Consider the following 1,406-nt stretch of genomic DNA (forward strand, 5'->3'; position numbering starts at 1 on the left):
TACCGGCACTGCCTCCGCCCAAGACCACTACGTCAGCTTCAATTCTTCTGATAGCCACTATTCATCCTCCTTTTTCTTTGGAAAAGTAAATAAATATAATTAATCAAGTAATTTTTTACTAAATTTAATTTCACCCCCAATTAAACTACTTAGTATATTTAGTGTACATTATAAGACGCAATAATAATTAAAATAAGAATCAGTAATTATATATAGCAAAACAGATACCAATCAAAACAAAATAATATTTTATTTTTTTATTTACACAAAAACACCTATATTATTAGGTTATTTAATATATAAGGTAATCTTATAGAATTATATAAATATTTAAAAATAAAATATAAGGCAATACATTTACGTATCACTAAAATCTATAACCCTTATAAATACAGAAATAATTAGGTATTCATATTTGTATCATTGATAAATTATCTAATCACCTTATTTAAAGAATTACTTCAATGTTTAATTTTTTTGATGTTTTTGCACTTCTTGTAACTATCTACATACTATTAAAAATTTAATAAATACACATGCAACATCGCCCATCATAACACTACAAGGCTTTTTTACACCTGCAAAGAATACTTGGTATTTATATAAAAAAAGGTTGTTTACACTGCGAATGGGTAAACTCGTAGTGTAACAACCCCTCTAGCCGTTTTTCGTGGTTCATTACGCTTTTAACTGATATTCACCTATTTAATTATGGTAACCGGAACCTTGGCCAGACTGACAACTTTATTGCTTACACTGCCCAGCAGTAATCCCTTAAAACCTCCCAATCCCCGGCTGCCCATAATTATTTTATCAAATCCATTACTTTCCATATATTCCAAAATCGCATTGGCGGGATCGCCAGAAATTACTTCTGTTTTAACATCCAAACCTTTTTCTTCGAATATTTTTTTAGCCTTATCAACCTTATCCTTACCCGAAATAATACATGCGTTTGTAAACTCTTCAAAGGTAGCAAAGGACTTGGAATTGCCCGGGATCTCGCCACGATATGCCACAGTACTAAACTCAGACATCGCCTGAGGCTCGCCATAGCAAGCTACGGTAAATAGTGTTACCTCGCTATCTTGATGTGAAGCTTTAAACTTAGCGGCGTATTCCGCTGCACGCAGGGAACTATCCGATCCATCCACTGCTACTAAAATTTTCATATTTTCACCTTCTTATTTTTTATTTATCTAATTATTAAAATAATTACCTAATTTAATGTTGCAAAAATTATACCAATAATAATCGCCACATAACACCAGGCACACTTTATTAAAAACATTAATAACCCCTGGTTACAAAAACCAGGGGTTTAAAATTAATTCCGGCAACTACCTACTCTCCCGGGGCATAAGCCCAAGTACCATCGGCCTTAGAGAGCTTAACTTCCGTGTTCG

Annotated in this window: 1 protein-coding gene and 1 rRNA gene; both read right to left on the reverse strand. The window is 32.9% G+C overall.

The annotated features are described in order from the left end of the window. Positions 1-701: 701 nt before the first annotated feature. On the reverse strand, positions 702-1,172 hold the full coding sequence (locus tag LX24_RS14765; RefSeq protein WP_243131778.1) for a universal stress protein: 471 nt from the start codon (positions 1,170-1,172) through the stop codon (positions 702-704). 159 nt (positions 1,173-1,331) lie between these two features. Next, a 5S ribosomal RNA gene (gene rrf, locus LX24_RS15335) occupies positions 1,332-1,406 on the reverse strand; the annotation flags it as partial.

The organism is Desulfallas thermosapovorans DSM 6562 (assembly GCF_008124625.1).
GTDB lineage: Bacteria > Bacillota > Desulfotomaculia > Desulfotomaculales > Desulfallaceae > Sporotomaculum > Sporotomaculum thermosapovorans.